General features: G+C 33.8%; 18 protein-coding genes and 4 tRNA genes. 13 read left to right on the plus strand and 9 right to left on the minus strand.

Translation table 11 applies throughout. The annotated features are described in order from the left end of the window. Positions 1-17: 17 nt before the first annotated feature. The 5 genes from OM075_RS13535 to OM075_RS13555 all read right to left on the minus strand — a co-directional run bounded on the left by OM075_RS13535 (position 18) and on the right by OM075_RS13555 (position 1,816). A tRNA-Gly gene (locus OM075_RS13535) sits at positions 18-93 on the minus strand. 41 nt (positions 94-134) lie between these two features. Beyond that, positions 135-209 (minus strand) — tRNA-Val (locus OM075_RS13540). 25 nt (positions 210-234) lie between these two features. Then, positions 235-309: transfer RNA gene (locus tag OM075_RS13545), tRNA-Val, on the minus strand. A gap of 25 nt (positions 310-334) precedes the next feature. Continuing rightward, positions 335-409, minus strand: a tRNA-Val gene (locus tag OM075_RS13550). A gap of 117 nt (positions 410-526) precedes the next feature. Beyond that, a complete protein-coding gene (locus OM075_RS13555; RefSeq protein WP_301191061.1) occupies positions 527-1,816 on the minus strand; it encodes a bifunctional folylpolyglutamate synthase/dihydrofolate synthase in 1,290 nt (429 codons plus the stop codon). A gap of 100 nt (positions 1,817-1,916) precedes the next feature. Here OM075_RS13555 and OM075_RS13560 point away from each other — a divergent pair, with 100 nt between their 5' ends. The 5 genes from OM075_RS13560 (at position 1,917) to OM075_RS13580 (ending at position 7,541) form a co-directional block, all read left to right on the plus strand. Then, positions 1,917-3,239: a PhoH family protein gene (locus OM075_RS13560; protein ID WP_301191062.1), complete on the plus strand. Its 1,323-nt coding sequence runs from the start codon at positions 1,917-1,919 to the stop codon at positions 3,237-3,239. Between the two features lie 158 nt (positions 3,240-3,397). Next, positions 3,398-4,717, plus strand: coding sequence for a tRNA (N(6)-L-threonylcarbamoyladenosine(37)-C(2))-methylthiotransferase MtaB (gene mtaB, locus OM075_RS13565; RefSeq protein WP_301191063.1), 1,320 nt, complete (start codon positions 3,398-3,400; stop codon positions 4,715-4,717). A 19-nt stretch (positions 4,718-4,736) separates the two neighbouring features. After that, on the plus strand, positions 4,737-5,525 hold the full coding sequence (locus OM075_RS13570; protein ID WP_301191064.1) for an inositol monophosphatase family protein: 789 nt from the start codon (positions 4,737-4,739) through the stop codon (positions 5,523-5,525). 94 nt (positions 5,526-5,619) lie between these two features. Beyond that, entirely contained in the window at positions 5,620-6,504 is an 885-nt protein-coding gene (locus OM075_RS13575; protein ID WP_301191065.1) for a lysophospholipid acyltransferase family protein, read from the plus strand. After that, positions 6,504-7,541, plus strand: coding sequence for a glycosyltransferase family 2 protein (locus OM075_RS13580; RefSeq protein WP_301191066.1), 1,038 nt, complete (start codon positions 6,504-6,506; stop codon positions 7,539-7,541). The genes OM075_RS13575 and OM075_RS13580 overlap by 1 nt, the downstream gene beginning before the upstream one ends. A gap of 6 nt (positions 7,542-7,547) precedes the next feature. Here the strand turns inward: OM075_RS13580 and OM075_RS13585 are convergent, their stop codons facing one another. Together OM075_RS13585 and gldJ are read right to left on the minus strand one after the other, a co-directional pair. Then, on the minus strand, positions 7,548-8,837 hold the full coding sequence (locus tag OM075_RS13585; RefSeq protein ID WP_301191067.1) for a UDP-N-acetylmuramoyl-tripeptide--D-alanyl-D-alanine ligase: 1,290 nt from the start codon (positions 8,835-8,837) through the stop codon (positions 7,548-7,550). Positions 8,838-9,002: 165 nt separating this feature from the next. Next, positions 9,003-10,490: a gliding motility lipoprotein GldJ gene (gldJ, locus tag OM075_RS13590; protein WP_301191068.1), complete on the minus strand. Its 1,488-nt coding sequence runs from the start codon at positions 10,488-10,490 to the stop codon at positions 9,003-9,005. A 317-nt stretch (positions 10,491-10,807) separates the two neighbouring features. On the opposite strand from gldJ, the gene porU reads away from it, so the two are divergent. From porU to OM075_RS13615, 5 genes are all read left to right on the plus strand, one after another. After that, a complete protein-coding gene (porU, locus tag OM075_RS13595) occupies positions 10,808-14,590 on the plus strand; it encodes a type IX secretion system sortase PorU (RefSeq protein WP_301191069.1) in 3,783 nt (1,260 codons plus the stop codon). Between the two features lie 61 nt (positions 14,591-14,651). Continuing rightward, positions 14,652-15,761, plus strand: coding sequence for a type IX secretion system outer membrane channel protein PorV (porV, locus tag OM075_RS13600; protein ID WP_301191070.1), 1,110 nt, complete (start codon positions 14,652-14,654; stop codon positions 15,759-15,761). Positions 15,762-15,846: 85 nt separating this feature from the next. After that, on the plus strand, positions 15,847-16,323 hold the full coding sequence (gene ispF, locus OM075_RS13605) for a 2-C-methyl-D-erythritol 2,4-cyclodiphosphate synthase (RefSeq protein WP_301191071.1): 477 nt from the start codon (positions 15,847-15,849) through the stop codon (positions 16,321-16,323). A gap of 78 nt (positions 16,324-16,401) precedes the next feature. Further along, positions 16,402-16,767 (plus strand): CoA-binding protein, encoded by a 366-nt coding sequence (locus OM075_RS13610; RefSeq protein ID WP_301191072.1) that lies wholly within the window; start codon positions 16,402-16,404, stop codon positions 16,765-16,767. A 4-nt stretch (positions 16,768-16,771) separates the two neighbouring features. Next, positions 16,772-17,101, plus strand: coding sequence for a thioredoxin family protein (locus OM075_RS13615; RefSeq protein WP_301191073.1), 330 nt, complete (start codon positions 16,772-16,774; stop codon positions 17,099-17,101). Positions 17,102-17,144: 43 nt separating this feature from the next. Here the strand turns inward: OM075_RS13615 and OM075_RS13620 are convergent, their stop codons facing one another. Continuing rightward, the gene (locus tag OM075_RS13620; RefSeq protein WP_301191074.1) at positions 17,145-18,467 is read right to left on the minus strand and encodes a sensor histidine kinase; all 1,323 of its coding nucleotides are present in this window, start codon (positions 18,465-18,467) and stop codon (positions 17,145-17,147) included. 238 nt (positions 18,468-18,705) lie between these two features. Between OM075_RS13620 and OM075_RS13625 the strand changes: the two genes are divergently transcribed. Then, positions 18,706-20,541, plus strand: a complete 1,836-nt coding sequence (locus OM075_RS13625) for a sensor histidine kinase (RefSeq protein ID WP_301191075.1) — start codon at positions 18,706-18,708, stop codon at positions 20,539-20,541. Position 20,542: 1 nt separating this feature from the next. Further along, entirely contained in the window at positions 20,543-21,307 is a 765-nt protein-coding gene (locus tag OM075_RS13630; RefSeq protein ID WP_301191076.1) for a LytR/AlgR family response regulator transcription factor, read from the plus strand. Positions 21,308-21,385: 78 nt separating this feature from the next. On the opposite strand, the gene rsgA is transcribed toward OM075_RS13630, so the two are convergent. Then, positions 21,386-22,462 carry a ribosome small subunit-dependent GTPase A gene (gene rsgA / locus OM075_RS13635; protein ID WP_301191077.1) on the minus strand — a complete coding sequence of 359 codons (1,077 nt, stop codon included), beginning with the start codon at positions 22,460-22,462 and terminating at the stop codon, positions 21,386-21,388. Between the two features lie 352 nt (positions 22,463-22,814). Here rsgA and OM075_RS13640 point away from each other — a divergent pair, with 352 nt between their 5' ends. Next, on the plus strand, positions 22,815-23,966 hold the full coding sequence (locus OM075_RS13640; RefSeq protein ID WP_301191078.1) for a WD40 repeat domain-containing protein: 1,152 nt from the start codon (positions 22,815-22,817) through the stop codon (positions 23,964-23,966). Positions 23,967-23,986: the final 20 nt, after the last annotated feature.

The raw sequence follows: 23,986 nt of genomic DNA on the forward strand, positions 1-23,986 counted from the left end.
CACCACTCGAGCATCCTTGGAGCGAAAGACGGGGCTCGAACCCGCGACCCCGACCTTGGCAAGGTCGTGCTCTACCAACTGAGCTACTTTCGCATTCTTTCAAAAAAAAACCTCACTACTTTTGTAAGGTTGAGTGGGCGATGAGGGAGTCGAACCCCCGACCCCTTGGGTGTAAACCAAGTGCTCTGAACCAACTGAGCTAATCGCCCGATATATATTTGTTTTCCTTTAAAGTGGGCGATGAGGGAGTCGAACCCCCGACCCCTTGGGTGTAAACCAAGTGCTCTGAACCAACTGAGCTAATCGCCCGATATATATCGGTGTTCCTTTAAAGTGGGCGGTGAGGGAGTCGAACCCCCGACCCCTTGGGTGTAAACCAAGTGCTCTGAACCAACTGAGCTAACCGCCCCACAAAACTACTTTTAACGAAAACTTAACGGCTAACCTTTGTTAGTGTTACTTCTGTTTTCAAAAGCGATGCAAATGTACAGGTCTTTTTTGTATTTGCAAATTTTTTTTGAAAAAATTATACAACATCAGCTACAACAAAGGTGCTTCCACCTATGAATATCAAATCATTAGACGATGCATTTTTTTTTGATTTTTTTATGGCTTCAGATATATCTATGTAATCATTTCCCGATAATCCATATTTTTCGGCTACCTTTTTTAGTTCTTTTGCTTCGAGCCCTCGAGGAATATTTGGCTTCACAAAATAGTATTGTGCATTTTTTGGCAGCAATGCTAATACTGAATTAATATCCTTATCGTTTACCATACCCCAAATAATATGTAGTTTTTTGAATGCAGTATTGCTTAATTGCGCTACAATTTCTTTTACTCCATCTTCATTATGTCCCGTATCACAAATTATTGCCGGATTTGCTCCCAAAATCTGCCATCTACCCAGTAATCCAGTATTTTTTACTACATTTTTCAGCCCTTTAAAAATATCATCCTTTGAAATTGCAAATTTCTTTTCTTTCAACACTTCAATGGTTTGAAGAATCGTTTTTAAGTTCTTTTTTTGATAAATACCCAACAAATCCAACTGCAAATTTTCATATACACACTGATCGTTTTTATAAACCTGAAAAACCTGTTTGTTATCAACACTTCTCATTGCAACAGGAATATCAAACTCATCCGAAGCAAAATAAATGGGTGCATTATTGTTTATCGCAACACTTTCAAATATGGGTTTGGTTACATCATTATGTTCACCAATTACGACATGCACTCCCGCCTTGATAATTCCAGCTTTTTCTCTGGCAATTAAATCTATTGTATTACCTAACAAAGCAATATGATCCAGGCCTATATTTGTAATAACCGAACATTCCGGAAGTATAATATTTGTTGAATCCAACCTCCCTCCTAATCCAACTTCTATCACAGCTATATCAACATTACTTTTAGCAAAATAATCAAATGCCATAGCTACAGTCATTTCAAAAAAAGATGGCTTAACATCTTCTATCATCTTTTGATTTTCTGAAATAAAAGCAATAACATCCGGCTCCGGAATACATGTTCCATTAATTTTTATCCGCTCTCTGAAATCTTTTAAATGAGGCGAAGTATACAATCCTACTTTATAGCCTGCTGTGTGTAAAACTGAAGCCAGTGAATGCGAAACAGAACCTTTTCCATTGGTTCCTGCCACATGAATGGTTTTAAATTTTTGGTGGGGATGGTTAAAATACTCATCAAGTTTTAGCGTATTATCCAGGTTAGCTTTATAGGCAGCTTTACCTGATCGCTGATACATTGGAAGTTGCGAAAACATAAACTCTAAAACCTCTTGATATGTCATATTCTGTTCACTTTAATTTTTTACATAATATTAGTCAAACACTAAGTTTTTTATTTAAAAATAAATAACTTTAAGAATGTTGAACTAAAAACCTCTGAGTATGCCTAAAAAACGTAAGATCTTTATTTTAGATACTAACGTGATTTTACACGATCACAAATGTATATACAACTTCGAAAATAACGATGTGATTTTACCAATTGTTGTACTCGAAGAATTAGATAAATTTAAAAAAGGTAATGACCAGATTAACTATCAGGCCAGAGAATTTGTTCGCGATTTAAATAATATTTCAGGGGAGCAATTATTTAAAGAAGGTGTTTCTCTTGGTAATAAACATGGAAAATTATTTGTTGCTACAGGTAAACCTTTTACGCAAACAATGCAGGATTCTTTTTTTGAAAAATCTCCTGACCACAGAATACTTGCCATCGCACTTCATATTAAAGAAGAGTTTAAAACAAGAATTGTTACTCTGGTTACCAAGGACATTAACCTCAGAATGAAAGCCAAGTCCTTAGGTTTAAACAGTGAAGACTATGAAACTGATAAAGTAAAAAACATTGATGTTCTTGAAAAAGGCGTTCGTATTTATGAAGAGTTTGATGCCGGAACCATAGATAAGCTTTACAATTCCAACGGTATTGCTAAAAATGATTTTCCGATACAGGATATGCCTGCAAATCAATATTTTGTTTTACGAAATGCAAATCAAAGTGTATTGGCAAAATATGATCCGTTTCAGGAAATGATTGTTAGAGTTGAAAAACACAGTTGCTTTGGTATTGACCCCCGTAATGCAGAACAAACTTTTTCATTGGATGCCTTAACAAATCCCGAAATCAAATTGGTTTCTTTAACAGGAAAAGCAGGTACCGGTAAAACATTATTAGCCCTTGCAGCAGCCCTTCAACAAAACAAAAGTTTTAAACAGATATTATTAGCCCGGCCTATAGTTCCTTTATCTAATCGTGATTTAGGTTTTCTTCCTGGCGATGTTAACGATAAGATTGGTCCGTACATGCAACCTTTGTTTGATAATTTAACGGTTATTAAAGGCAGCCATGGAAACAAAAGTCGCGAGAACATTTTAATTGAGGAAATGCAAAGAGATGGTATGCTCATTATAACACCACTGGCATATATCAGAGGACGAAGTTTGTCGGATGTGTATTTCATTGTTGACGAAGCTCAGAACCTTACTCCTCACGAAGTAAAAACCATCATCACCAGAGCCGGTGACGGAACAAAAATTATCTTTACAGGTGATATAGAGCAAATTGATTCACCTTATTTGGATAAAACATCCAACGGACTGGCTTATCTGACTGAAAAAATGAAGGGTCAGGATGTATTTGCACATGTAAATCTGGTTAAAGGAGAACGAAGCTATTTAGCTGAACTTGCAAGTGATTTGTTATAGAACTATTTAAATAATCTTAAATAGAGGGTTGGAATAAGGCATTTCAACCCTTTTCTTTTTAGGGTTAAACTCTTTTAACTATCTTTGAGCGCTTTTTGCAAGACAAACAAACAAGACGAATTACCCCGACATTTATTTTAAAATTTATTAGAGGAGAAATGATCGATAAATCATTGTTTTTAGAGAAGAAGGTGGCCTTTCATACACTGGGGTGTAAATTAAATTTTAGTGAAACATCCACTATTGCAAGGTCTTTGATTAGTGAAGGATTTATAAAGGTTAAATACGATGACTTTGCAGATGTTTATGTAATTAACACTTGTTCTGTTACAGAAATTGCAGATAAAAAATGTCGCCAGGCCATAAAAAAGGCAATAAAGCAAAATCCAAATGCCTTTGTTGTGGTTACAGGTTGTTTTGCACAGCTTAAACCCAAAACAATATCTGAAATGCCAGGTGTTGATTTGGTTTTAGGTTCAAACGAAAAATTCAGAATGTCCGATTACCTGGGAGATCTACAAAAGAAAGCTTCCGGAGAAATTCATGCAGGAAAAATAACTACCAACAAGGAGTTTTTTCCTTCCTATTCCATTGGAGACAGAACACGAACTTTCCTTAAAGTTCAGGATGGTTGTGATTATTTCTGTTCGTATTGTACGATTCCATTAGCCAGAGGAAAGAGTAGAAATGCCGATGTAAAAACTACTGTTGAATTAGCTAAGAAAGCTGTAGCCGAGGGTGCCCAGGAAATTATTCTTACTGGAGTTAACATTGGTGATTTTGGAAAGAGTACAAACGAAACTTTTTTTGATTTAATTAAGGAGCTTGAAAAAGTAGAAGGTGTTAAAAGATACAGAATATCAAGTATAGAGCCCAATCTTTTAACCAATGAGATTATTGATTTTGTTGCAAAATCTGAAAAAATTATGCCGCATTTTCATATACCCCTTCAATCAGGATCAAACAAGGTTTTGGCTCTAATGAAAAGAAAGTACACTCGTGAACTATTTGCTGACAGAATAAAAACAATTAAATCATTAATGCCACATGCTTTTATTGGTGTTGATGTTATTGTTGGTGTTCGTGGAGAAACAGAAGAGCATTTTAACGATGCCATGAACTTTATTAAGGAGCAGGATATTTCACAACTGCATGTGTTTACATATTCTGAACGTCCAAACACCAAAGCGCTTACTATTGAGCATATTGTTCCTGTTAATGATCGCAAAACCCGAAGCCAGATCTTACATGAAGTATCCGATAAAAAGACCAGATTCTTTTATTCAAAATTTGAAGGTACTGAAGGTAAGGTTCTTTTTGAAGGTAGTAACAACAATGGCTTTATGAATGGTTATACCGAAAACTATTTAAAAGTAAGAGTTCCTTATCGTGAAGAATTAAAAAATCAAATTCATTCAGTAAAATTAAATGCATTTATTGCAGATGAATTTGTTTTTGATGCAACTATAATAAACTAGAATTTAAACTATTACTAATATGGATCTTTCAACCCTTTGTCAATCAGTAATCGACCTGGCTAAAAGCACAGGAAAATATATTCTTGAAGAATCATCTAAAAGCAAGAGAATAGAAGCTAAAGGAAAAAACGATTTTGTTACTCACATTGACAAAGGCAGCGAAGAGCGCTTAGTGAAAGGTTTGTCTGAAATGCTTCCTGAAGCAGGTTTTGTTGCCGAAGAAGGAACTTCTGAAAAGGTTGGAGAAGAATACAACTGGATTGTTGATCCTATTGATGGTACCACTAATTTTATTCATGGACTCTCTCCTTTTGCCATTAGTATTGCGCTGGAATACAAAAAAGAGATGGTTCTGGGTGTGGTTTACGAGTTAGGTTTAAACGAGTGCTTTTATAGTTGGAAAGGCGCTCCTGCCTATTTAAACGGCAAGGAAATTGTAACTTCTGAAGCACCTACCATTAGTGATAGTTTAATTGCAACAGGATTTCCTTATTCAAACTTTAGTAAGATTGAAGGGTTCAATAAAACCATGGATTATTTCATGAGAAATTCTCATGGTTTGCGCAGATTAGGTTCTGCAGCAACAGACTTAGCCTATGTTGCCTGCGGCAGATTCGATGGTTTTTACGAGTATGATTTAAAACCTTACGATGTGGCAGCCGGTGCTTTTATTGTTCAACAAGCCGGTGGAAAAAACTGCGATTTAAAGGGTGGTGATGATTATATTTACGGACGTGGTATTATTTCCGGCAATTCGTTAATGTTTGATGAATTTAAAGATGTTGTTACCTCACTCATGAATGAATAAATCTGTCAAACCTTCACACAAATATTTCAGGCTACAAGACACAAATTCTTAAACACATTAAGATCTCTGTCTTATTTAACAAGCAAATTAATAGATGAATAACATAGGTACAAAAATTGGTCTGTTTTTTATTAAACAGTTAGGCTTCTTACCTTTCTGGTTTCTATATCTTTTATCAGATCTGTTTTATTATATCGTATTAGCAATCGGATATCGAAAAAAGCTGGTATACAAAAACCTTCGTAATGCCTTCCCTGAAAAATCAGATCAGGAAATAAAAGATATTGCCCACAAGTTCTATCATAATTTTTGCGATGCGTTTTTTGAAACCTTTAAGCTTTACAGAATAAGTGAAAAGCAAATTCGAAAAAGAATAAGCGTTAAAAACGGTGAGTTGCTCGACAAATATTACGATGAAGGGAAAGACGTTTACGCCATCATGGCTCACTATGGCACATGGGAATGGGTTCCTTCCATCAATTTATTCGTTAAACTCCATGGATGTGCAATTTATCATCCTTTAAAAAGCAAACCTTACGATGAGTTTATGCTTAAACTGAGGTCTAGATGGGGATCCTATAACTTCCCTATGAAAACTTCATTCAGATCAGTAATTCAAATGAAAAAAGAAGGAACACGATTTCTTCTTGGTTTATTAGCTGACCAATCTCCCAGCAAATCAAAAATACAATACCAAACCATGTTTTTAAACCAGATGACTCCAGTTCATTTAGGTGGAGAAAAAATGCCTGCAAAAACCAACGACCCGATTGTTTTTTTAAGGTTTGATAAGATTAAAAGAGGACATTACTGCATTGTTGTGGAACCATTAATCGAAAATCCTAAAGAGTGCAAGGAATATGAAATAACTAAAACACATGTGAAGCACTTGGAAAATATCATCAAGGAAAAACCTGAATACTGGCTTTGGACACACAATCGTTGGAAACACTCTGATCCTAATTTTAAAGTGAAATAATGTCCAAAACAGCCATTGTAATATTAAACTGGAATGGAGAAAAACTCCTGCAAAAATTCCTTCCTCAGGTAGTTGAAAACTCAGCTTATCCGGGAGTAGAAGTAATTGTAGCTGATAATGCATCTTCAGATCAGTCACTCCAACTCATAAAAAGAGATTTCCCTACGGTAAAAACCATAGTTCTGGATAAAAACTATGGTTTTACAGGTGGTTATAACAGAGCATTAAAACAAGTTGATGCAGACTATCTGGTTCTTTTAAATTCTGATGTTGCCCCTGCCAAAAACTGGATAGAGCCATTAATAAAAGAAATGGATGAAAATCCTCAAACCGCAGTTTGTGTACCCAAGATAAAAAGCTATCGTAAACCTGAATTATTTGAGTATGCAGGTGCTGCCGGAGGTTATATTGACAGATATGGATATCCTTTTTGCAAAGGAAGAATCTTCAATGAAGTAGAAGAGGACAATGGACAATACAATCAATCTGCAGATATTTTTTGGGCCAGCGGTGCGGCCATGATGATTAGAAAAGAGCTTTATTTTAACCTCGGAGGTTTAGATGAAGACTTCTTTGCTCATATGGAAGAGATTGATTTATGCTGGCGATTAAAAAACCGTGGATGGAATATTCGCTATGTAGCAAACAGTGAAGTCTTCCATTTAGGAGGAGCCACGCTTGATTACAACAATCCAAGAAAAGTATATTTAAACTTTAGAAACAACTTATATTTACTTACAAAAAACCTGTCTCCTAATCAATTATTTATAAAATTACTTCAGCGTTTATTGTTAGATGGTATTGCTGCTGCTAAATTTCTTATTTCCGGTGAATTCAGAAACTTTTATTCTGTACTAATGGCCCACTTTGTATTTTACAGCAATTTCAGGATAATGTATCACAAGCGAAAAGAGAACCAAAAACTTGCTACAATCTACAATCATAAAGAAATATATCCCCATTCAATTGTAGCACAGTTTTTCATGCATAAAAAGCATCAATTTTCAGACCTTGCGGAATTGAATAAACTGGATTAAAAATAATCACAGCAATTCTTTAATCTTCTCTAAACGATTACTTCTTGAACCTTTAACCAAAATAAATGATTTCAAAAGTGGCTTCTGAGTTAAAAATTCACTAAGCTCATCCACATTTGCCAAATATGTAAATGGTGTACCATCAATTAATTCTTTATAACTCTCACCAACCAAAATAACTTTCAATTGCTTATGATGTAAAAAATTAACCAGTTTTTTATGTTCCTTTACACTATCCTCCCCCAACTCCTTCATTTCACCTAAAATGACCACTTTTTTATCTCCGGCCATTGAAATAAAGTTTCTTAAAGCTACCTCCATACTACTTGGATTTGCATTATATGCATCAAACAACACCTTATTTTTTGAGGTAATTTCCAACTGCGACCTGTTGTTTGTTGGTTTATAATTTGCCAGTGCCTTAGCTATATTTCCTCTGGTAACCTTAAAAAAAGAACCAATGGTTATTGCTGCCAAAACATTTTCAACATTATAATTCCCAACCAAATTGGTATTTATTTCAAGTTCGCTGCAATTAATACTACAAGCGAAAGCTAAAAAATCACTTTGAAACAGTTCGCACAAAACTACTTTATTAAAACTTTCTCTGCCGTAAGTATATAAAGTAGCACCGGTTTTTAACATCTCTTTTAAATGCAGATTATCAGAGTTAACAAACAAACCACCTCGCTTAGCTTCTATATGCCTGTATAGTTCAGATTTGGTACGTTTAACACCATCAAAAGAACCAAAACCCTCTAAATGAGCTTTTCCTACATTGGTAATGATACCATAATCAGGATCAGCTATATTACATAAAAATTCAATCTCACCCGGATGGTTAGCTCCCATTTCCACAATGCCAATCTCAGTATTTTCATCCATTGACAGCAGGGTTAGAGGAACCCCAATATGATTATTCAAATTCCCCTGGGTTGCAAATACTTTATGAGTTGTTTCTAAAACGGCTTTTATAAGTTCTTTTGTAGTTGTTTTCCCGTTTGTACCGGTTATCCCTAAAATAGGTATATTTAATTGTTTTCGATGGTAATGAGCCAATTTCTGAAGCGTTTTAAGCACATCATCAACAACTATTATTTTATCACTCTTATCCCCCTCTATTTCATCAACAATAGCATATGATGCTCCTTGCTCTATGGCCTGGCGGGCAAATGTATTTCCATTAAAATTTGCTCCCTTTAATGCAAAAAATAGGCTATTCTTACTAATAGAACGCGTATCTGTACAAACTCCTGTTGAATTCAGGAATAAACTATATATATCTGAAATATGCATCTGCCTAAAATTTATTTTTCAAAGATATGCTTGAACTCACCTGTTAATGCTATGCTTAATATAAAAGGTGAATTCTTATATACTTGATTCATTCATCATGAAACAAAAATAAAAAAAGGCTAACTTAAAAAGTTAGCCTTCTTGAAAATATTTAATAATTCGCTATTATTTTCCTTGAATCGGACTTCCTACACGAGTCATTGCACATCTAAATCCTAAATCATCTCTTGATTCACGCTCATCTAAATATCTGCGAGTACCAGGACTTAACCAATATGCTCTGTCTCTCCAAGAACCTCCTTTGTAAACACGAGTTCTATCTGAGATAAGTGATCCCATAGTTCCTGTATGAGCACCGTACATATCTTTAGTATCTTGCTCGTTATCCAACCATTCACTGGCAGGATTAATATTTGAACCAGCGTCACCATCTGCAAAGTTTCTGTTATCTGAAGTACGGTAGTTCTTTCTATCTAAGATATCTTTATCAGTTTCTGAACGATATCTGATTCTACCTAAACTATCTTTCTCAACAACATAACCTTCTTCATCAAGAACTTTAGTTTTAAACTCGTTACCACGGAATGGGCTAAACTCATCTACTTCATCAAAAGAAAGTGGACGATAAACATCAGCAACCCACTCATTAACATTACCAGCCATACAGTATAAACCGTAGTCATTTGGATAATATGAATGAACATCTACAGTGATATCACCACCATCGTTTAAGTCTCCAGCCATACCCATATAGTCACCTCGGCTTCTAACAAAGTTGGCCATCATTTTTCCACGCTCTTTTTGATCTGCGTTTCTGGTAATATGACCATCCCAAGGATAGATTCTTCTGTTTGTTAATCTTTCTTCCTGAGAGTTTCCGATTAAACCTAAAGCTGCATATTCCCATTCAGCTTCAGTTGGGAGGCGATAACGTGGTAATAAAATACCATCTTCCCAACGTACTCTACGACTATCTTTGTTTGGATCTAAATCCGGCATTGGTTTTTTACCTGCAATACCATCATATTGTCCTAATAAATAAGCCTCTGTATTAAAGTTATTTTCTCCTTGTTGATTAACATCCATCTCAAGGACACCTAAATCAATCAATATCTTTTCGTTAACACGGTCTGTTCTCCACTGACAAAAATCTGAAGCTTGTAACCAGTTAACTCCTACTACTGGATATTCACTATAAGCAGTATGACGAAGATAATTTTCTACATAAGGTTCATTGTAACCTAGAGGACTACGCCATACCAATGTATCAGGAAGCGCTTTTTTGTATACCTCAGGGTAATCAATAAATACTCTGTTTATCCAATATAAATATTCTCTGTAGTCAACGTTTCTAACCTCAGTTTCATCCATGTAAAATGAAGGAACGGTTACTCTTCTTGGAACATTATTCCAATCGTATAGAACATCTTGTTCCACTCTACCCATGATAAAGGTACCACCTTCAACAAAACGTAAACCGGGACCAACATTTTGCTCGTATCCTGCATAATATTCAAATCCACCATTGTCCGGAGTATTATACTCCCAACCTGTTACTGATGAAACATTACCAGAACCACCTTTACTACAAGATGTTATGGTAAACAAGCTTAATGCAAGTGCAATGTAATAAAATCTAGTTTTAAGCTTCATAGCGAAATATAATCTTAAAGTTTTCTTATTTCAAGGTTTTAAAAAACACATTATTTAATAATGCATCTTGAGCCTTATACTGCAAAAATAGAAAAAGGTTATAATCAAAAAATTATTCTTTAAAGTTTTTTTGTGTTTTATTTGAAAATAACCCGTTTAAAATAACTCATTTTTTACAATAATGTTTCTTTACTAACGTTTAAAAACTTGATTTGGTATTAATAAGTTTTATATTTCGTGTTTTTTTATTTTTGTGAACTTAAAACAAGTTTGGCACAAAATACGTTTAATAAGTGTGTTGGTAAATTATAATGACAATGAATATATATAAGTTAGGGCTGTGGGGATGTCTGCTTCTTTTTTCAATAAATCTTCTGGGACAGGAAAAGTTATCATTCAATCGTAAAATTGAATGGGATACTCCTTTTAAAATCTCTGATGGAGAAAATGACAATCTCATGTTTAATTTTACTGGTATGGATGGCTTTGATGAAGAATCAAATCTGCCTTCATATTTTGAAAGCTTCCCTCTTCCATTAAACGCAGACATTCAGACTATTAAAATTTACCTGACTGATGTAAAGTTTATATGGCCTTTACCAGAAGAACATGCTCATTACAAAGATTCACCTATTTCAGATAGTGTAATCATACATCATAACATTTCACATTCAGGCAATCAGTTTTATACAGATGTAAATATTATTCCGCTTAAGAAAGAGAAGACAGCCTCATCTTTTCAAAAATTAGTCTCCTTTAATATTAATATTGAATATCGATTAAACAATAAAACTACATTAAAAGCTGCATCAACAACAAGTCAGTATGCCATCAATTCTGTTTTGAGTAGTGGAAATTGGAAAAAGATCAGAGTTGATAAAACAGGTATTTATAAAATTACCTATAACCAATTAGAACAATGGGGAATTTCCAATCCTCAAAATGTTGGTATATATGGAAATGGAGGTAAACTGATCCCTCAAAAGAATAATGAATACCGTGAAGATGATTTAGTAGAAAATGCCATTTGGCATTACAATAATGCTGTTTATTTTTTCGCCGAAGGTCCAGTTGTATGGAAATACGACTATACCAGAAGAATGTATACACATACAAAACATCCTTTTAGTAATTATTCCTATTATTTTATTAGCGAAAAGTCAGTTGGCTCAGAAACAATTGAAAATTCTTCATTACAAACCAATTCTTATGATACGGAAATAAACAACTTCGTAGATTATGATTATCATGAAGAGAACAATATCAATTTATTTGGCTCCGGTAATAAATGGTTTGGTGAAAAGTTTGAATATTATGACGCCCCTACTCAGGATTTTTCTTTTTCATTTTCTAATATCGACCCTAGCATCAACGCTCAAGTATACATAGCATTAGCAAGTAAATCAGGTAACAATGCCACTTTTAAAGCATTATACAACAATGCTGAAATAGGTAGCAGAATTATTTCAAGTGTGAATACGTCTGACCACCTGAGCTATTTTGCTCGCGAAGGTATTATTAGTACCAGTTTTACACCTGGCAATGACGATGTTAGTATTGCTTTAAAATATGAAGCTCAAACAACCAACTCTATTGGTTATTTGGATTACATTACAATAAATGCCGTACGTAATTTAAAATTTGAAGCCGATGAGCTTCGCTTCAGATATGCTAATCCTAATCAGTTTGAGGAACATTTGAAATTTAACATTGAAGACGTATCTGGCTCTTTGATAGTTTGGGATGTTACAAATCCTCTTAAACCGTCTAACATTACAACTGAAATAAACAATAACAGTTTAACTTTTAACTATATCACCAAAGAGGCAAAGGAGTTTGTAGCATTTAATCCATCAGGTTCCTTTCCAACACCTACTCTGGTTGGAGATGTTGACAATCAGAATTTGCACGGACTTGAAAATGTAGATTATCTAATTGTTTGTCACCCTGATTTTATAAATGAAGCAGAACGATTAGGAAAAATCCATCAGGAATATAATGGATTAACATACACCGTTGTTACAACGAACCAGATTTACAACGAATTCTCTTCAGGAAAACCGGATGTTACAGCCATCAGAAGTTTTGCAAAAATGTTTTACGACAGAGCCGGGGATGATGAAAATCTTAAGCCTAAAAATTTATTGCTTTTTGGAGATGGTTCTTATGATAACAGACCAGGTTCTGATTTTGGTAAGATTATTACTTATGAATCTGACAACTCTATTCATCAGACCAATTCATATGTAAGTGATGATTATTTTGGTTTATTGGATGATGACGAAGGAAGTTCTATTACTTCAGAAAAGATTGACATAGGTATTGGTCGTTTCCCGGTTAACACATTAACTGAAGCAAAAAATGCTGTGGATAAAACTTACAGATACCTTTATAATCAGGCTTTAGATTCATGGAAAAGTAAAGTAACATTTGTCGGTGACGATGGAGACAGTAATATACACATGGATGATGCCAACAAATTAGCTGAAAAAGTTAATTCATTATATCCGCAATTTAATATCAACAAAGTATATTTTGATGCGTATGAAAAGATTCAATCTTCAACAAATGCAAAATTCCCTGACGTTGAAGAAAAAATAGAGGAAGCTATTCATGAGGGTACTTTAATATTTAATTACACTGGTCATGGTGGCCCTGAAGCTCTTGCTCACGAGAGAGTAATTACCATAGAAAGCATTGAGCAATGGCAGAACTATAACAAGTTACCTGTTTTTGTTACGGCCACATGCGAATTTAGCAGATTTGACAATCACGAAAATAATTCAGCCGGCGAGCTAATTTTTACTCATGAATTAGGTGGAGGTATTGCACTCTTTACAACAACCCGAATTGTATATTCAAGCTTAAATTATAAAGTAAACAATAGTTTTTACGATAATGTGTTTGAATTGGATGAGAATGGGGAACCATTAACGCTAGGTGAAATTATGAAAAGAACCAAGCACAACTCTGGTTCAAGTGTTAACAAACTAAATTTCACTTTACTTGGTGATCCGGCTTTAAAATTGATCTATCCTCATCAATTTGTAAAGACATTATCTCTAAACAACGTTTCTGTTGATGATGACATAGATGAACTAAGTGCGCTTAGTCTTAATACTATTAAAGGAGAAATCACAGATATAAACGGTAATTTCCGTCCTGACTTTAATGGGGAAGTTTACGTATCAATCTATGACAAAAGATCCTTAATATCGACTCTCAACAATACCAATCAGGGCGTTTTCCAATTTGAAGATTATACCACTAAGGTATTTAGTGGAAAATCAGAAGTGGTAAATGGTCTGTTTGAATGTGAGTTTATAGTACCCAAAGATATCAGATACAATTCTGATTATGGAAAAGTGAGTTATTATGCCTCATCTGAAGATAACAATGAAGCCTTTGGATCATTTAATGAAATTACCATAGGTGGATTTAGTGACAATGCAGATCAGGATACAAAAGGTCCGGAAATATCACTTTTTGCAAACCAGGAAGGCCTAACAGAAATGGGTCCTACCCCTGTTTTGTTTATTAATCTGTTTGATGAGAGTGGCATTAATACTACAGGAAATGGTATTGGTCATGATATTACCTGTGTAGTAGATGGAAACAATAGTAATCCTATTATCTTAAATTCTTATTACAATCCTGAAATAAATAATTATCAACGAGGGACTATTACATATCAACTACCTCAACTTGAATCTGGTTCTCATACGATTACTATTAAAGCATGGGATGTTTTCAACAATTCCTCAAGTGCAAGTATTTCAATTAACACTGATAACGAAAGCGCTGTTGTAATCGAAAATTCAAAAGTATATCCTAATCCTGTAACCTCAGGAGAAACAGCATATTTCTATTTTGAACATGATGAACCAAACTCCATATTAAACCTTACTATTAACATCTATTCTAAAAATGGAGATTTAGTTTCTCAAATGGATGAATCTGTTGTATCTTTATTCAATACAATTCCTCCGGTTGAATGGAACGTTGATTTAAGACCGGGAATGTACCTTTATGAAATTATTATTAACTCTGAAACAGGAAGAAAAGGTAAAGTTTCAGGAAAAATTGTTGTAAGCCCATAATAAAATTTATTTTTATGAGTTTACCTTTGTAGTTTATATCAGAAAGAAAACAATTAAATTTATGTATAGAACATCATTAAAGTTTATGGTTGTTGTATCATTAATCATGATACAGTTCAATATTAAAGCTCAAAACACAATAGAAAGAAGTATTGTAATGCCAACTGCAACTCCATTCTTAAATATCACCCCCGAATCGCGTGGTGGTGCTATGGGTGATGCCGGTGTGGCCACTACTCCTGACGTAAACTCTCAGCATTGGAACTCTGCAAAATACGCATTTCTTGATCAGGATATGGGAGCTTCATTGTCGTATACGCCATGGTTAAGAAACCTGGTTAACGATATCAATCTTCTTTATCTTACCTACTTTAAGAGAATTGATAAAATGCAAACAGTAAGTGCATCTTTAAGATATTTCTCTTTAGGAAACATCACTTTTACCGACGAAGCTGGTACTGCTATCTCTACAGGTAAACCTAATGAGTTTGCTATTGATGCAGCTTACTCAAGAAAGCTTTCCGACAATATTTCAGGGTCTGTTGCCTTCAGATATATTCGTTCTGACATTACCAATGGTAGTGGAACAGAAGGCGTTCCTGGAAATGCTTTTGCTGCTGATTTAAATTTCTACTACAGAAATGATGTGAAATGGGGCGGACGAAGAGGCGATATTGCTGCTGGTTTAAACATCACAAATATTGGTTCAAAAATTTCTTATGACGATGGTAATACTCAGGACTTCTTACCTGCAAGATTGCGTTTAGGAGGTGCTTACACAACTGAGGTAGACAGATATAATAAGATTGGTTTTACCATTGATGTATATCGTCAAATGGTTGCTAAACTATCTGAAAACGAAAACAACGAAGACATTTCTGTTCCTGCCTCATTCTTTAAATCTTTTGGAGATTTCGCCGTAGAAGATTTAATGATTTCAGTAGGTGCTGAGTATATTTATTCTGATCAGTTTGCATTAAGAGCAGGATATTATCATGAAGATGAATCTTTAGGCAATGGTAAATTTGCAACTGCCGGAGCTGGTATTAAATTTAATATGCTTACAATTGATGCATCTTATATTATTACTATGGCTTCAAATAATCCATTAGCAAACACAATTCGTTTTACTTTAGGTCTTAATTTTGATGAACTAGGCGGAAGAAGATAAACGCTAATTAATAACTTATATATTTGTAGTCCTGAACTTGATCAAGTTCAGGACTTTTTTTTGCTAAAATTTGAAAGGTTAAATTATGAAATTAAGAGTAGGTTTTGGGTATGATGTACATCAACTAGGTTTTAACGAAGAATTGTGGATTGGAGGTATTCATATTCCTTTTGAAAAAGGATCAATAGGTCATTCGGATGGCGATGTACTCATTCATGCTATTTGCGATGCTTTGTTGGGTGCTGCTAACATGAGAGATATTGGCTTTCATTTTCCGGATACATCCAATGATTTTAAAGGCATTGATAGCAAAATCCTATTAAAAAGAACAGTTGAAATCATAGCAACAAAAGGTTATAAAATAAACAATATTGACTCCACTATTTGCCTCGAAAAACCAAAGCTAAAAGACTTAATTCCTGAAATGCAGAAGGTGCTTGCCAATGTGATGGATATAGATATTGACGATGTTGCCATTAAAGCAACCACAACAGAAAAACTTGGTTTTGTGGGAGAACAAAAAGGTATTGCAGCTTACGCAACAGTTTTAATTCAAAAATAAACATATAGATATCTACATATTATTGTTTAATTACAGAATTATTATATTTGCAAGCTATAAATATTAAATTATTGTGTCATGGTTAAAAAGAAAACTTTGGTAATAGGAGCCAGTGAAAATCCTCAAAGATATTCCAATATGGCGATCAAGAAACTAGCTCTGAACAACCATCCAATTGTTGCTGTTGGTAACAAGGCTGGCATTGTTGATGAAATTCCTATTCAAACAGAGGTATTAGACACGGCAGATATCAATACAGTAACGCTCTATATTGGACCAAAACATCAGGCGAAATACTTTGATATTATAGCTTCTTTGCAACCCAAACGAATTATTTTTAATCCGGGAACTGAAAATAAGGAGTTAGAGCTTTTAGCAGAGAAAAACAATATTGAAGTTGTGCATGGTTGCACTCTTGTAATGTTAAGCACAGGTCAGTTTTAATAAGATGCAAACGGTAAATAATTATAATGAATTTATGGAGGAGGTAAGAAATAACAGATCTGTTATTTTTTACTTCTCTCACGAAAACTGTTCGGTCTGTAAAGTCTTACTGCCTAAGGTTGAGCAATTGGTTCATTCTACGTTCCCTGAAATTAAATTAATCTACTGCAATACGATTTCATCACCAGAAGTTGCAGCTCAAAACAGAATTTTTACAGTTCCTTCTGTTCTAATATATTTTGAGGGAAAACAATACTTTCAGTTCAGCAGAAACTTTTCTATTGATCAGATCAAAGAGGCAATAGAAAGGCCATATAAAATGATATTTGAATAACGCCTTCTCTCCTATTCAATATCTGTTATAAGCTTAAACTTATTTATGACTCTTGATAAATTGGCAAACCAAAACTTATTACGGAACCAACACCTTCAGTACTTTGGATATTAAATGTACCTTTATTTTGTTCTATCATTTCCATTACCAGTTTAATTCCTAGTCCATGTCCTTTTTCTTTATGGGTACCTTTTGAAGTATAATAATCGTAAGGATTTAAAAGGCGCTTCACAGTCTGTTCATCCATTCCCATTCCATTATCAACAATTTCTGTTATAACATAATTATCCTGAGTTTTAATATTAATTTGGATGACTCCACCCTGATGTGAGAATTTAATGGCATTTACAATAAGATTTCGAAAAATAATTTCTACCATATTAACATCTGCCCAAACACAAACATGCTCGCATGTTGTGGCTTTATAAGTAATATTTTTATTGTTCAAAAGTTCGGAATGATAGTCTAATACGCTTTTATAAACGGAACACAATTCACTCTTCTGAGGATCAAACGTAAAAGAATCCAATTGTGATTTTGACCAATTCAGAATCCGATCCAACATATCTGATAAGTTGATTGTAGACTGAAAGATCTTTTTTACGTATATATCATGTTCTTCTTCTGTTATATCTAGTTCTTTAACCTGAAGTAATTCTGAAAATCCCTGGATATTATTTATGGGTTCCATAATATCATGAGCAATAATTGAAAACAACTTATCTTTTGTTGTATTCATTCTTTCAACCTGTTCTTTTTGCTCCAATATAATTGAATTAGCCTCAATTAAATGTTGTGTTTGCGTTTCCAGCTCTTCCTTTTGCTCTGTAATTTCTTTAAACATTGTATCATGAGCAACTATAGCTTTTTCAATAAGTCCTTTAATTAAAAAAACTGTAAATGAGTAAATCATGATAACTACAGCATTCGCAGCATAATTTTTTAATAAATAATCATTATTGGTATAAAGAATACACCACAAAAAATAAAGGTTGATAGCAACAGCAGCAAAAATCACATGGTATTTGCTACCGATAAAACCTATTAAGGAAAGTAATATGAACTGATAAATCAGGTCTGTAACAAAAGCATTATCGTAATTAGCAATATCTCCAGGCGTAGTTACAGCTATATTGATAAAGGCAGCATATGCTATTAATATAAATGCTGTTTCTGTATTGATCTTTTTAAACCCATATAATGTCATTATCACAAGTACTACAATCATACTTGCCAACTCAATTTGGCGTACTAAATAGCTCTCGTGGGTAAATAGAAAGTATGCTTCGAGCAAAAAAATAGTAATAGCAGCAACTATTGTAGTTATTACTTTAATTCTTTGATAAGCATTTCCAATATGAAACATACAATAAGGTTATTCGAATATCACAGACACACATTAATTTTTCAAATATACTATTTATGATGAAATAATTAACTCCTGATTTGATCAACGCAGTATTAACCCATGGTTTAATTAAAATACATTTTCATAAACATAATGGACCATTCGAGTAAAGCATAAACCTGTTGGTCGGAAAATTCTTCTAACAAAGCGCATTAAGAGCTTCTTTTACTGCATGAAACTATTAATTTTACATCAAATGAAAAAAATCTTAACACTCGCAGTCCTGACATTATGCTTAATTAGCCACTGCTTAACAGCTACATGTGAAAATAAGTTACCTGAAGAACCATGGCGTGCCCTCACTATTATGGAACGTTCCAATCCCGGTGTCCGATGGAAAGGTGATATAACCATTAAACTTTATGGAAAACTACAAGACTCAGATTCTCTATTGTTTGAAAATGCAATAACCTTATTCAACAACATGTGCAAAACCATACATCTGAGTATGACGTCTTATGAACCTGGCACTCTTGAATTTTACTTTAGCGATAGCGTTGTTAACAAAAGGTATCACGATATTTTTCCTATTCCCAATGGCGATGAACCCAGATGGTCTTATAATTTTAGTAACTATATCATTAGCTCAATGCGTATGGGTATTAACCCAAGATCTATTGACGACAGCACACGACAAAATTATATCACAAATTCATTAGCATTCGCTTTATTCCCAAAGTTTTTGAGTTCTGATTATTCATTTCGGAATGGCAAAATGAGTACGCCCAGACCTGAAAGTATTTTTAATACAGAAGTTTATTCAAGTCCATCTTACAAACCTGATTTTAATGCTGCATTCAGTGATTTTGATAGCCTTCTTATAAAAACTGTTTACAGTGAAGAATACGCCACACTCCTTCCTTTGGCAAAGGAACAATTTGATCCAATACCCTTATGGCTAAGAGAGTATGCTTATCCAGCACTTATTATTCCTCTGGTATTAATTTTATTTATGATCACCTTTTTAATTATTCTCTTTTATAAAAAGGTTGGTAAACGTATCAAAAACAAACTACTCCAGTTTAATGTAATGGCTGTATTGGCTTTATTAACGGTCAGTTTAGTAGCCATTGGATATTACATCATTGCCGAAAACTTACATGATCTCTATTTTGGTTTTGTTAGTAAAGTTGAAATTTATGCTACTTTACCAATATTACTTGCGATTGGATTGGTTGCAGTAAATATATTCCGTGCTATAGAACTTTGGGTCAATAAAAAAATGCATCAAAAGTACATTAAGGTATTCTTGCATTTTATATCTACAGCGTTTATACCTGCAGCTGTACTTACTTCATTTGTAATAATGGATCCTCCGACCAAGGATGCGATTAAAGGTGTAGTGATTGTTTATGTAATATTTGTAGTTATTGGGGTAATAAGAGCATTTGTTAGTTTTTTTGTATTAACTGAAAAAGAAAATAAGATTGCCAATGAAGTGATGTTGGCGAACTTGAGAGAACTCAAAACAAAAGCTGAATTAAATGCACTACATTCCAAAATTAATCCTCATTTCCTATACAACTCATTAAATTCCATAGCTGGATTGGCAAAAACAGATGCTGAAAAAACTGAACATATGGCCTTATCTTTATCCAAGTTATTTCGATATTCAATAAACAAGCAACAATCAGATTGGTCCACTTTGGAAGAAGAAGTTGAAATGGTAAAAATATACCTTGATATTGAAAAGGTGCGTTTCGATGATCGACTTGAATATTCAATAGATTTACCAGCTGCCATAAAAGACATCAGGATTCCTCGCTTCCTAATCCAACCTCTTGCAGAAAATGCCATAAAGCACGGTATATCAAAACTTGTTGGTAAGGCAGAAATTAAAGTAGGTGTTAAAAAGAATAAAGATTATTTAGAAATTTCTGTACATGATAACGGACCTGAGTTTCCTAACGAACTTGATTCCGGATTTGGATTGCAAAGTATATATGATAAACTGGAGATATTGTATCCGGATAAATTCGAATTACATTTTATAAATTCACCAGAGAAGCAAATTTTAATAAAACTCTTTTAAAATGACCGATTTCAGAACCTTAATTATTGACGACGAGAGTATAGCCCGTCAGCGCCTGATACGTTTATTAAAAGAAAGTTCCGATCAGATAAATATAATTGGAGAAGCAAAAAACGGAATAGAAGGTGCTGAGATGATCAACAATCTGAAACCGGATTTAATTTTTCTGGATATTCAAATGCCAGGGAAAAATGGATTTGCCATGCTTGAAGATTTGATTCATATTCCCAAAGTTGTGTTTTGTACTGCTTACGAGGAATTTGCTCTAAAGGCTTTTAATACGATGGCATTAGATTATCTTGTTAAACCTGTTGAAAAGAAACGATTGGAATTAACAATGAAGAAACTTAGCAACATAGAAAGCCCCAATGCAAATATACAGATCGATGAACTTTTAAAATTAGTTAATCATCAATCGGAACATAAAAAACTTCAATCACTAACTCATAAAATTGGCGATAGAATCTTACTGATAAAAACAGAGAAAATTACCTATTTGTCTGCAACAGAAAAGTATGTGGAGTTTTTTACTAACGATGGCAAAAAATACTTAACCGACCAGAGCCTAAAGAAATTATCGGACCGTTTGCCTGATAATTTTATGCAGGTACAAAGAAGCAAAATTGTAAATCTGGATTTTGTTAAGGAGTATCGAAAATACTTCAGAGGAAAATACATTCTGACTTTAGACGATATTAACGCTACTAAATTAGAAACCGGCAGGGCCTTTTCAGATCATATTAAAACCTATTTAGCTTGCGAATAAAAAATCAAAGTAAACCGGGGCTGTCTTCTACTATGAAAACAACCCCGGTTATTATATTTCTTCTGACATCATAGTTTATTAATGCCAATCTTTTCGATTTTTAAATTGTTTAATGTGTTTTGAAAGCCGCTTACCCTTCTGCTTTTTTTCAATTTCAGAAGATTGATAATGCTGATTCTCTTTAAACATCTTTAAATAATTCTGATAACTATCAGCATCCAATTCTCCTTTATTAAGAGCTTCTATTACTGCACACCCATCCTCATCATGATGTGTGCAATCCCGGTACTTGCATTGATGAGCTAACTCTGTTATGATAAAAAAAGTCTGATCTAACCCTTTGGAAGCATCTGCTATTCCAACTTCTCTCATACCCGGATTATCAATAAGCACACCTCCATTTTCCAATAAAATTAATTCTCTGTGAGTCGTGGTGTGTTTTCCTCTTTGAGTGAGTTCACTAATAACATTTGTTTTTAGGATCTCTTTATGTGATATTAAATTTATTAAGGTTGATTTTCCTACACCTGAAGATCCTAAAAAGCAATAAGTTTTTTCCGGATTGATGAACTTTTCAATTTCTGATATTCCATCATTACTAATACAACTTGATATAATCAATGATACATTTGCAATACGTTGCTTAATCGTATTTTGTATTTCTATTAATTCTTGATCATTGATTAAATCTGATTTATTAAGAACTAGTATAGGTTCAATTCCGGCATCATAACACAGTGTAATATAGCGTTCAAATCGATTAATACTAAAATCACGATTTACAGATTCCACAATAAAAGCATAATCAATATTGGCAGCGATAATCTGCACCTCACTTTCCCTGTTCACTGCCTGACGCCTGAGTATATTTTTTCGCTTGAGTACTTTATGAATCAGCACTTTTCCTTCATCATAACTACTCACCAAAACCCAATCGCCCACCACAGGAAAATCAGCCCTGCTTTCAGCAGCAAACCTTAAATTCCCGATCACCTCTCCTTCTGACTCTCCATACTCAGATTTAACGGTATATCTTTCTTTATGCTCTGATGTAATCCGGGCAATATCTAACCCTAAGTCATTGTTTTCCTTTAATTGTTCTTCGAAAAAGCTTGTAAACCCTAACTGATATAATAAATAATTTCTTTCTGACATTTGTGATCTTTTTAAAATGAACTATACGCCTGTACATAGGCAATTCTAAAAACACTTTACAGAAAGGCAGGTACTCCACATCACTTCAATATTTAAATATTGAAGAAAATGAACAATAGTATCTGCCAATTACACCAATTCCAGATACTGAGTAGAAATAATATTTAATTCAGTTTTAATCATCCAATACAAAGTTACATACAGTTTTTAAATAAGGTCTGTTTTTTTAACCTTTTTCTCTGTACTTATGAATGAATCATATACTGATATGCAAATTACCTACTACCTTAAATTTGATTTATGGTGAATATCTTTATAGTTTTACTTCGAAAATCAAAAAATAAGATTTACCATGAGGATTCTTAATATTACTTTAATTCTGATAACATTAGCATCATCACTATTTTCTCAAAATTCTGAATACCTGAAAGAGGAACTGTTAAAGGTAGATTTTCAACCCAATAGCATTGACATCAATAAAGACAATACCAAACTATTAATTGGGGGGGAAAACAAAATGGTAATGCTTTATAATCTGGAAACTAAAAAAGAAGAGTTTGAAACAGAAGCTCATTATCAGGCCGTGACAGAAGTTTGTTTTTCGAATATATATGATGGCTTTTATACTGTTGGTGATAAAAGTTTTAAGCTTTGGTTATTCGGAAATGATCAACCTGAAAAATTATTTAAAGGGAGTCATACTTTTATTACCGATTTAGATATGACTGCTAAAGAAGATTTCTTTGTAGGAGGTTCATATGAAAAACGTTTCAGATATTGGAAAGACACAGCAATAGAAATGCCAACTGAGATTAATACCTCACAAAAAAAGAGCGTTGTGTCAGTAGCAATAAGTAAAGATGGTAAAAAGATAGCGGCAGGTTCTTTGGATTCTACAATTGAGCTTTGGAATACAGATTCGTTACGCAGAACAGTTAAAATACTAGCACATTCAAATCCTGTTTGTTGCCTGAAATTTATTAACAACGGAAAATATCTTTTATCAGCCTCGCATGATGGCTATGTTAAACTATGGGATGTAGCAACAGGCAATAACATTAAGGTTTATAAACCACATGCTCAACCTATTAGTGAAATAGATGTTAGTCCTGACGAAAAGTTGGTACTAACTGCGGCCTACGACAATACAATCGGTTTGTACAATATAGCCTCTGGCGATTGCATTTACCAGTACCATGCTCATAAAGCACCCGTATTGGATGTTCAGTGGAACAGCAACGGAGATGGTTTTTACTCTTGTGACAGTGAAGGAAATATTTATGAATGGATTGTTTCCAAAAAGATATTTGCTGAATTCTATTTTGGAAAAGAAATGAATGATGAAATTAATTCAAATAAACTATTCTCACCCCGAAGAAAAGGTGAATCAAAAGAGGATTATAAAACCCGAGAAGAAAGAGCTGAAAAATTTAAAAATACACTGATTGACAAGTATTATAAACAATACACCGAATTAGATAAAACACAAAAAATACAACGCTAAAAAAACAAGGTAACACCCAT

The organism is Plebeiibacterium sediminum (assembly GCF_026013605.1).
Taxonomy (GTDB): Bacteria; Bacteroidota; Bacteroidia; order Bacteroidales; family Marinilabiliaceae; genus Saccharicrinis; species Saccharicrinis sediminus.

Excerpts from the sequence above, each read along its gene's own strand:
- OM075_RS13625 (WP_301191075.1), top strand. The coding sequence starts at position 18,706 with ATGAAAAAAATCTTAACACTCGCAGTCCTGACATTATGCTTAATTAGC.
- OM075_RS13555 (WP_301191061.1), bottom strand. The coding sequence starts at position 1,816 with ATGACATATCAAGAGGTTTTAGAGTTTATGTTTTCGCAACTTCCAATG.
- OM075_RS13585 (WP_301191067.1), bottom strand. The coding sequence starts at position 8,837 with ATGCATATTTCAGATATATATAGTTTATTCCTGAATTCAACAGGAGTT.
- OM075_RS13630 (WP_301191076.1), top strand. The coding sequence starts at position 20,543 with ATGACCGATTTCAGAACCTTAATTATTGACGACGAGAGTATAGCCCGT.
- OM075_RS13570 (WP_301191064.1), top strand. The coding sequence starts at position 4,737 with ATGGATCTTTCAACCCTTTGTCAATCAGTAATCGACCTGGCTAAAAGC.
- gldJ (WP_301191068.1), bottom strand. The coding sequence starts at position 10,490 with ATGAAGCTTAAAACTAGATTTTATTACATTGCACTTGCATTAAGCTTG.
- ispF (WP_301191071.1), top strand. The coding sequence starts at position 15,847 with ATGAAATTAAGAGTAGGTTTTGGGTATGATGTACATCAACTAGGTTTT.
- OM075_RS13615 (WP_301191073.1), top strand. The coding sequence starts at position 16,772 with ATGCAAACGGTAAATAATTATAATGAATTTATGGAGGAGGTAAGAAAT.
- porV (WP_301191070.1), top strand. The coding sequence starts at position 14,652 with ATGTATAGAACATCATTAAAGTTTATGGTTGTTGTATCATTAATCATG.
- OM075_RS13575 (WP_301191065.1), top strand. The coding sequence starts at position 5,620 with ATGAATAACATAGGTACAAAAATTGGTCTGTTTTTTATTAAACAGTTA.
- OM075_RS13620 (WP_301191074.1), bottom strand. The coding sequence starts at position 18,467 with ATGTTTCATATTGGAAATGCTTATCAAAGAATTAAAGTAATAACTACA.
- rsgA (WP_301191077.1), bottom strand. The coding sequence starts at position 22,462 with ATGTCAGAAAGAAATTATTTATTATATCAGTTAGGGTTTACAAGCTTT.
- OM075_RS13610 (WP_301191072.1), top strand. The coding sequence starts at position 16,402 with ATGGTTAAAAAGAAAACTTTGGTAATAGGAGCCAGTGAAAATCCTCAA.
- OM075_RS13580 (WP_301191066.1), top strand. The coding sequence starts at position 6,504 with ATGTCCAAAACAGCCATTGTAATATTAAACTGGAATGGAGAAAAACTC.
- porU (WP_301191069.1), top strand. The coding sequence starts at position 10,808 with ATGAATATATATAAGTTAGGGCTGTGGGGATGTCTGCTTCTTTTTTCA.
- OM075_RS13640 (WP_301191078.1), top strand. The coding sequence starts at position 22,815 with ATGAGGATTCTTAATATTACTTTAATTCTGATAACATTAGCATCATCA.
- OM075_RS13560 (WP_301191062.1), top strand. The coding sequence starts at position 1,917 with ATGCCTAAAAAACGTAAGATCTTTATTTTAGATACTAACGTGATTTTA.
- mtaB (WP_301191063.1), top strand. The coding sequence starts at position 3,398 with ATGATCGATAAATCATTGTTTTTAGAGAAGAAGGTGGCCTTTCATACA.